The organism is Halorubrum amylolyticum, from assembly GCF_004114995.1.
GTDB classification, from domain to species: Archaea; Halobacteriota; Halobacteria; order Halobacteriales; family Haloferacaceae; genus Halorubrum; species Halorubrum amylolyticum.
The window spans coordinates 20,618-27,538 of the sequence record NZ_SDJP01000037.1 but is presented as its reverse complement, the minus strand read 5'-3'; the positions used below and the strand labels follow the sequence as shown (position 1 = coordinate 27,538).

At 70.5% G+C, this 6,921-nt stretch carries 8 protein-coding genes; 6 read left to right on the top strand and 2 right to left on the bottom strand.

The annotated features are described in order from the left end of the window. Window positions 1-164: 164 nt before the first annotated feature. Both cofH and ESO89_RS16440 read left to right on the top strand, forming a co-directional pair. Entirely contained in the window at window positions 165-1,607 is a 1,443-nt protein-coding gene (gene cofH / locus ESO89_RS16445) for a 7,8-didemethyl-8-hydroxy-5-deazariboflavin synthase subunit CofH (RefSeq protein ID WP_128906518.1), read from the top strand. Between the two features lie 110 nt (window positions 1,608-1,717). Further along, a complete protein-coding gene (locus ESO89_RS16440) occupies window positions 1,718-2,032 on the top strand; it encodes a DUF2250 domain-containing protein (RefSeq protein ID WP_128906517.1) in 315 nt (104 codons plus the stop codon). Between the two features lie 27 nt (window positions 2,033-2,059). On the opposite strand, the gene hmgA is transcribed toward ESO89_RS16440, so the two are convergent. Both hmgA and ESO89_RS16430 read right to left on the bottom strand, forming a co-directional pair. Beyond that, entirely contained in the window at window positions 2,060-3,283 is a 1,224-nt protein-coding gene (hmgA, locus tag ESO89_RS16435; RefSeq protein WP_128906516.1) for a hydroxymethylglutaryl-CoA reductase (NADPH), read from the bottom strand. A gap of 60 nt (window positions 3,284-3,343) precedes the next feature. Next, a complete protein-coding gene (locus tag ESO89_RS16430) occupies window positions 3,344-3,817 on the bottom strand; it encodes a GNAT family N-acetyltransferase (RefSeq protein WP_128906515.1) in 474 nt (157 codons plus the stop codon). 284 nt (window positions 3,818-4,101) lie between these two features. Here ESO89_RS16430 and ESO89_RS18675 point away from each other — a divergent pair, with 284 nt between their 5' ends. The 4 genes from ESO89_RS18675 to ESO89_RS16415 all read left to right on the top strand — a co-directional run bounded on the left by ESO89_RS18675 (window position 4,102) and on the right by ESO89_RS16415 (window position 6,913). Continuing rightward, on the top strand, window positions 4,102-4,239 hold the full coding sequence (locus ESO89_RS18675; RefSeq protein WP_164932824.1) for a hypothetical protein: 138 nt from the start codon (window positions 4,102-4,104) through the stop codon (window positions 4,237-4,239). After that, on the top strand, window positions 4,236-4,682 hold the full coding sequence (locus tag ESO89_RS16425; RefSeq protein ID WP_128906514.1) for an archease: 447 nt from the start codon (window positions 4,236-4,238) through the stop codon (window positions 4,680-4,682). The genes ESO89_RS18675 and ESO89_RS16425 overlap by 4 nt, the downstream gene beginning before the upstream one ends. Window positions 4,683-4,884: 202 nt before the next feature. Further along, the gene (locus ESO89_RS16420) at window positions 4,885-5,331 is read left to right on the top strand and encodes a hypothetical protein (RefSeq protein ID WP_394345382.1); all 447 of its coding nucleotides are present in this window, start codon (window positions 4,885-4,887) and stop codon (window positions 5,329-5,331) included. Between the two features lie 73 nt (window positions 5,332-5,404). Continuing rightward, complete coding sequence (locus ESO89_RS16415; protein ID WP_128906513.1) at window positions 5,405-6,913, top strand: RtcB family protein; 1,509 nt, start codon at window positions 5,405-5,407, stop codon at window positions 6,911-6,913. The last annotated feature ends 8 nt before the right edge of the window (window positions 6,914-6,921 follow it).

Genomic DNA, 6,921 nt, shown 5'->3' with positions numbered 1-6,921 from the left:
AGCGAGGGACCGACGGTCCCTCTGGCAGCCGGCGGCGAAGCCGCCGGCGACCTCGCGCGTGCTCCTCGCGGCCTGCCGGCCGCTCGGAGGCACGCGCCACCGCAGTTAGTTGATGGGTGCCGTGACCGTCCCGTTTTTATCCGTGGGACGGGGAGACACACGCGATGAATCCGGCGCGGGACCCCGACGCGACAGACCGCGACGCCGCCGACCTCGACGACGACTTCGGCTTCGCCGAGCCGTCGACCGACCAGTCGTTCGAGAACGCGCTCGCGAAGGCCCGCGACGGGGCGCGGCTTACGGTCGACGACGCGACCGAACTGCTCGCGACAGGCACCGACACCGAGGGGATCGATCCGGTCCGGAAAGAGGAGGTCCTCGAACTCGCCGACCGGCGGCGCCGCGAAGAGGTCGGCGACGAGGTCACGTTCGTCGCCAACCTCAACAACAACGTCACGACCGCCTGCAACACGGGCTGTCTGTTCTGCAACTTCAAGGACTCCGCGCACGCCTTCGAGGCCGACAGCGACGCCGACCACGCGGGGTTCACGAAGACGCCCGCCGAATCTCGCGAGATCGTCGAGGGCGCCCTCGACATGGGCGTCTACGAGGTGTGCTCGGTGTCGGGGCTCCATCCCGCGCTCGCGCTGAACGAGGAGCACCACGAGGTCCTCCGGTCGTACGACGACTCCGAGAGCGCGGTGAACTACAAGCCGCCGGAGGCGTACGCTACCGACCCGGGCACCTACGTCGACCAGATCGAGGCGATGTCGGTCGGCGGGGTCCACGTCCACTCGATGACGCCGGAAGAGGCGTACCACGCCGCCCGCGGCACCGACTGGGACTACGAGACCGTCTACCGCGAGCTAGCCGACGCCGGGCTCGACTCCGCGCCCGGCACCGCCGCGGAGATCCTCGTCGACGAGGTCCGCGACGTGATCTGCCCCGGCAAGATCCGCACCGACGACTGGGTCGCGGCCATGGAGGGCGCGATGGCCGCCGGCCTCGACACCACCGCGACACTGATGTACGGCCACGTCGAGACGGTCGCACACCGCGCGGAGCACCTCGGGGTGATCCGCGACCTGCAGGACCGCACCGGGCAGATTACGGAGTTCGTCCCGCTCTCCTTTATCCACCAGAACACTCCGCTTCACCGCCACGGCGTCGTCGATTCCGGCCCCTCGCGCGACGAGGACGAGCTGGTGGTCGCGGTCGCACGCCTCTTCTTAGACAACGTCGATCACGTGCAGGCCTCGTGGGTGAAGTCGGGCGACGCTCACGGGATGAAGCTGCTCAACTGCGGCGCCGACGACTTCATGGGCACCATCCTCTCGGAGGAGATCACGAAGCGCGCCGGCGGCGACTACGGCGAGTTCCGCTCGTTCGACGACTACGTCGACATGATCACGGCGATCGGTCGGACCCCGGTCGAGCGCTCGACCGACTACCGCACCCGCCGCCGGATCGACCCCGACGACGGTCCCCACGGGCCGCGGCTCGGCCCGCGCGCCGACGGCACGCCGATGCTCCCGGACTCGTCGTCCGGCGCGTCCGGGGCACGGGGCGGCGCGTCCGACGGCGGATCGGCGGACGCCGACGACTGAGCCGGGCTGAACCGGACGGCGCTTCGACCCGGGTACGCTCCCGGAGCGTCTCCCAGCGGGCGAGAACCACCGGAATACTCTTAATATTGGTATACATTAACATACGTAACATGCCCGCGTCAGACGCACCGAATCCCGATTCGGAGAGGGACCCGCCGCCCGAGGACGGCGGCGAGTCGGACCGCCCGAGGGTCGCGCTCACCCGCACCGACGAGCGGGTGCTCGCGTACCTCGACGACGCCGGGTCGGATTACCCGGCGTTCGTCGCGAGCAACACGGGGCTGTACGTCGATCACGTCGAGTCGCGGCTGGACGCGCTCGACGCGGCGGGACTCGTCGAGCGCGTGACTGACGAGGAGGTCTTCCGTATCACCGACGCCGGCCGCGACGCGCTGCGCGATGACTGCGCGGCGTGGTCGGACTGACCGCGGTTCGGTCGTCTCTCCCAGTCCCTATCGCCCGAGGTCCGCGTGCGCCGAGGAGAGGTGTCTGGAGCCGAGCGCGGCGAGCAGCGAGAGCTCACCGGCGAGCGCGCCCACCGCGATCGCCTCCGCGAGCGCGTCGCCGTTGCTCCCGGCGGGGTCGCCGCCGCCGCGGACGCCGAGGATGTCCAGCCCTGCGGCCTGTGTCGGGAGCGTCGTCCCGCCGCCGACGGTGCCGACTTCGAGGCTCGCCAGCGACACGGAGAGGTACAGGTCGCCCGCGGGCGTCGTCTCCGCGGTCGTGATCGCGTTCGCCCCCTCGACGACCTGCGCCTCGTCCTGCCCGGTGGCGAGGAACATCGCCGCGACCGCGTTGGCGACGTGGGCGTTGAAGCCGAGCCCGCCCGCCTTCGCGGAGCCGACGAGGTTCTTCCGGGTGTTGATCTCGGCGATCGACTCCGGCGTCGTGTGGAGCCGCTCCTCGACGACCTCGCGGGAAATTTTCACGTCGGCGCTCACCGACCGGCCGCGCCCCTCGACCGCGTTGATCGCGGCCGGCTTCTTGTCCGAACAGAGGTTCCCCGAGAGCGCGACGAGCGAGGCGTCGGTCTCCGCCTCGATCGCGTCGCAGGCCTCGCGGGTCGCGATGGTGACCATGTTCATCCCCATCGCGTCGGCGGTGTCATAGCGGAACCGCAGGTAGACGTTGTTGCCGACGACGTACGGGGTCACGTCGAGCAGCTCGCCGTGGCTCGTCGTCGACTCGGCGGTCTCCCGCAGAACCCCCTCGTTGTCCCGGACCCACGAGACGAGCGCCTCCGCCTCGGCCACGTCGCCGACGCGGAAGACCGGCGCGCGGGTCATCCCGCTCTTCGTCACGCGCGCGGTCGCCCCGCCGGCGTCGTTGACCACCGAGCAGCCGCGGTTGATCGAGGCGACCAGCGCGCCCTCCGTGGTCGCCATCGGGAGGTAGCGCTCGCCGGAGAGCGCGCCGCCGTCGACCGCGACGGGGCCGGCGACGCCCATCGGCACCTGCACCGCGCCGACCATGTTCTCGATGTTCGACCCGTGGGCGTCGGCCGCGTCGAACGCGTACTCGCCGAGGGCGTCCACGTCGGCGTCGGCGGTCTCGGCCACGAGCAGGCGCCGGGCGGCCGCGGCGGTGTCGGCGTCGGCGTGCTCTTCGAGTTCGTGGAAGCGAATCTCGCCGTCGCGGACGCGCTCCGCGAGCGACGCGGGAGTGGCGTCGGTCATGCCCCCGTCTCCTCGCGGCGCGTGCTAATGGGTGTCGATTCGGCGGGGGTTCCGGCTACCTCAGCGCCCGACGAACCCGGAGAGCCGCTCGCGGAGGGACTCGCCGCCGAGCTTGAGGTAGTAGGCGTCGCCGCCGTCCTCGTAGTAGTCGTCGATCCGGCGGACGACCTCGAAGCCGAGGTGTTCGTAGAAGCCGAGCGCCTCGGTGTTGCTCGTACGGGCGTGGCAGGTTACCGACCGGTACTCCGCGGCCACGTCGGCGATGAGGCGCTCGGCGTGACCGCGCCCCCGGTGATCGGGGTGGACGGCCAGAAAGAGGACGTAGCCGTCGCGCCGTACGGAGGCGAACGCGACGATCTCGTCGTTCTCGACGAGCAGGTGCGTCGTGGACCGCCGGTAGGCGTCGACGAAGAACCCCCGTCGCTGTCGGAGGACGCCCTCCTCGGATCGGATCCGCTCTTTGAGCTCCCACGCCTCCGCGGCGCGGTCGGCCTCGCCGGGCGGTTCCGTCCGCTTTTCCACGTTGACGCTCACTGCAGGAGGCTAACACGCCAACGGAATATAACTCCACCGCCACCGGGGACGGTTGCGGCCGGAATCGGCGGAGGCGCGAGTGGCAGGCCTCGACCGCGACCGCCCGCACGACGACGGAAGCGTTTTGTCGTGCTCGGGCGTGTGTGCAGTAATGCACCCGGTACCAACGGGCCGGAAGCGACTCCGCCACGCGTTCCTCACCGCCGTCGAGTCGACGCGGTACAGGGAGCTCGCGGTCGAGTACGCCCACTACGGCATCGAACGGGTCCCGGGCGCCGAACCCGGTGACGGGCGGCCACGTCGTCTTCGTCCCCGAACACCGGATCGGCGCGCGGACCCGGATCGTCTCGGAGTTCCGGTTCGAGTACGACGCGCGGACCGGCACCGACACCCAGAGCCGCGACGGCGGTGACGACTCGTGAGCTACGCCCTCCGCGAGCACACGGCCGACGTCGCGGTCGAGGCGACAGCGCCGACCCTCGCGGCGCTGTTCGAGGCCGTCGCCGACGGGCTCACCGCCGCGAGCTGCGAGACGGTTCCCGAAGCGGGAGACCAGTTCGCGTTCACCGTGACCGCCGAGAGCCGCGAGGCGCTGCTGTTCGACTACCTCGATCGGCTGATCTACGAGCGCGACGTGCGGCTCGTGCTCCCCGCCGACCACCGGTGTGCGGTTTCGGGGCCGGACAATGCCGGAGGCGACGACGATGACGGGAGCGACGACGCGGCGTGGACCGCCGAGGCGACGGCCCGCGGCGTCCCCATCGACGCCGTCGCGGCCCGGGAGATCAAGGCGGTCACGTACTCCGAGATGACCCTCGAACGACGGGACGACGAGTGGTACGCGTACGTCGTCTTCGACGTGTGACGGCCGCACGCGCTCGAAAACCCGACCGGGTGAAAAACGTTAACACTGCCAAGGCTCTTGTTAGCGTATGTCACATACGGGTGAGAGCGGCACGGACGCGGGAGCCGAACCGGAGACAGGAGGGACGATTGGGGAGGACTCCGGGGCGACCGGCCGACGCTGGCGCGCGGGCGCGGTCGGCGGGCTGGTCGCCGGCGCGGCCATGGGCGTCGTGTTGCACGGGGCGTTGGGACTGATGCCGACGATCGGCGCGCTCGTCGGCGTCGAGACGGTCGCCGCCGGCTGGGCGGTCCACCTGTTCAACAGCGCGGTGTTCGGGGCGCTGTTCGTCGCCGTCTTCGACCGGACGTTCTTCGACGAGCTGCGCGCGGATGTCGGGGGCTGCCTCTCGCTCGGCGTCGTCCACTCGGCGCTGCTCGGCGTGCTCACCGGCGGGCTGCTGTTGCCGACCGCGCTCGCGATCGAGGGCGCCTCCTCGCTGCCGGTGCCGACGCTGCCGGTGCCCGGACTCACGGCGAGCCTCGAGTTCGGCGCCGTCATCGCGGTCGCGCACCTGCTGTACGGGCTCGTGCTCGGGCGGATGTTCGCCGCGTTCACGCTCGCCGACGGCGGGATCGGGTGGCTCCCGATCGATCCGGTCGACCGGTAGCGGGCGCCCGCAGCCGCCCCCGTTCCGCGCCCGGTGACGCAACGCCCTTCTCCCCCCGTGCCGAATCCCGGGTATGACCACGCGCGAGTTCGACGGGATCCGACTGGAGAAGGTGCGCGAGCACGTCTGGGAGATCCCCCGCGAGGGCGACATGACCGTCCCCGCGCGGGTGCTCGCCAGCGAGACCCTGCTGGAAGAGATCGGCGAGGACGACTCGCTCCAGCAGCTAAAAAACGCCACGCACCTGCCCGGAATGGCCGAGCCCGCCCTCTGTATGCCCGACGGCCATCAGGGGTACGGCTTCCCGGTCGGCGGCGTCGGCGCTATCGACGCCCGAACCGGCTGTATCTCTCCCGGAGCAGTCGGCTATGACATAAATTGCGGCGTCAGAATGGTGAAAACTAATCTCACCTACGACGACGTTCGCGGCCGGGAGTCGGAGCTCGTCGACGCGCTCTTCGAGGCGGTCCCGTCCGGCCTCGGCGGCGGCGGCGTCATCGGCGGCGACGCCGACGCGATCGAGGGCGCCCTCGAACGGGGCGTCGAGTGGGCGGTCGAGGAGGGGTACGGGATCGAGAGCGACCTCGCGCGCTGCGAGGACGAGGGGCGACGCCCCGACGCCCGACCGGAGTACGTCTCCCAGAAGGCGATGGACCGCGGACGCAATCAGATGGGGTCGCTCGGCTCCGGGAATCACTTCTTGGAGGTCCAGCGGGTCACGGACGTGTTCCTCGAGGATATCGCCGAGTCGTACGGGCTCGAAGCGGACGGAATCGTCGTCCTGATCCACTGTGGCAGCCGCGGGCTCGGCCACCAGACCTGCAACGACTACCTGCGCCGGATCGAGAAGGAGCACGGGGACCTGCTCGCCGACCTGCCCGACAAGGAGCTTGCGGCCGCGCCCGCCGGCTCCGAGCTGGCCGAGGAGTACTACGGCGCGATGGGCGCGTGCATCAACTTCGCGTGGGTGAACCGCCAGCTGATCACCCACCAGGCCCGCGAGACGTTCGGCGAGGTGTTCGACGCCGACCCGATCGAGGACCTCGGGATGGAGCTTTTGTACGACGTGGCGCACAACATCGCCAAGAAGGAGACCCACGAGGTCGGCGTCGACGCCGACGGGCGCCCCGCGGTCGGCGACGAGGCGGTCGACCGCGCGGAACGGGAGCTGTACGTCCACCGCAAGGGCGCGACCCGGGCGTTCCCCGCGGGCCACGAGGACGTGCCCGAGGTGTACCGCGACGCCGGCCAGCCCGTGATCATCCCCGGCAGCATGGGCGCCGGCTCGTACGTGCTCCGCGGCGGCGACGAGTCGATGTCGGTGTCGTTCGGCTCCACCGCCCACGGCGCCGGCCGGCTGATGAGCCGGACGCAGGCGAAACAGGAATTCTGGGGCGGCGACGTGCAGGACGACCTCGAAGACGGCCAGCAGATCTACGTGAAAGCGCAGTCCGGTGCCACCATCGCCGAGGAGGCGCCCGGGGTCTACAAGGACATCGACGAGGTGATCCGCGTCAGCGACGAGCTGGGAATTGGCGACAAGGTCGCGCGGACGTTCCCGGTGTGTAACATCAAGGGGTGACAGCTGTC

Coding starts and splice junctions, on each gene's coding strand:
- cofH (WP_128906518.1), top strand. CDS start 165: ATGAATCCGGCGCGGGACCCCGACGCGACAGACCGCGACGCCGCCGAC.
- ESO89_RS16420 (WP_394345382.1), top strand. CDS start 4,885: ATGGGCGTCGTGTTGCACGGGGCGTTGGGACTGATGCCGACGATCGGC.
- hmgA (WP_128906516.1), bottom strand. CDS start 3,283: ATGACCGACGCCACTCCCGCGTCGCTCGCGGAGCGCGTCCGCGACGGC.
- ESO89_RS16415 (WP_128906513.1), top strand. CDS start 5,405: ATGACCACGCGCGAGTTCGACGGGATCCGACTGGAGAAGGTGCGCGAG.
- ESO89_RS16440 (WP_128906517.1), top strand. CDS start 1,718: ATGCCCGCGTCAGACGCACCGAATCCCGATTCGGAGAGGGACCCGCCG.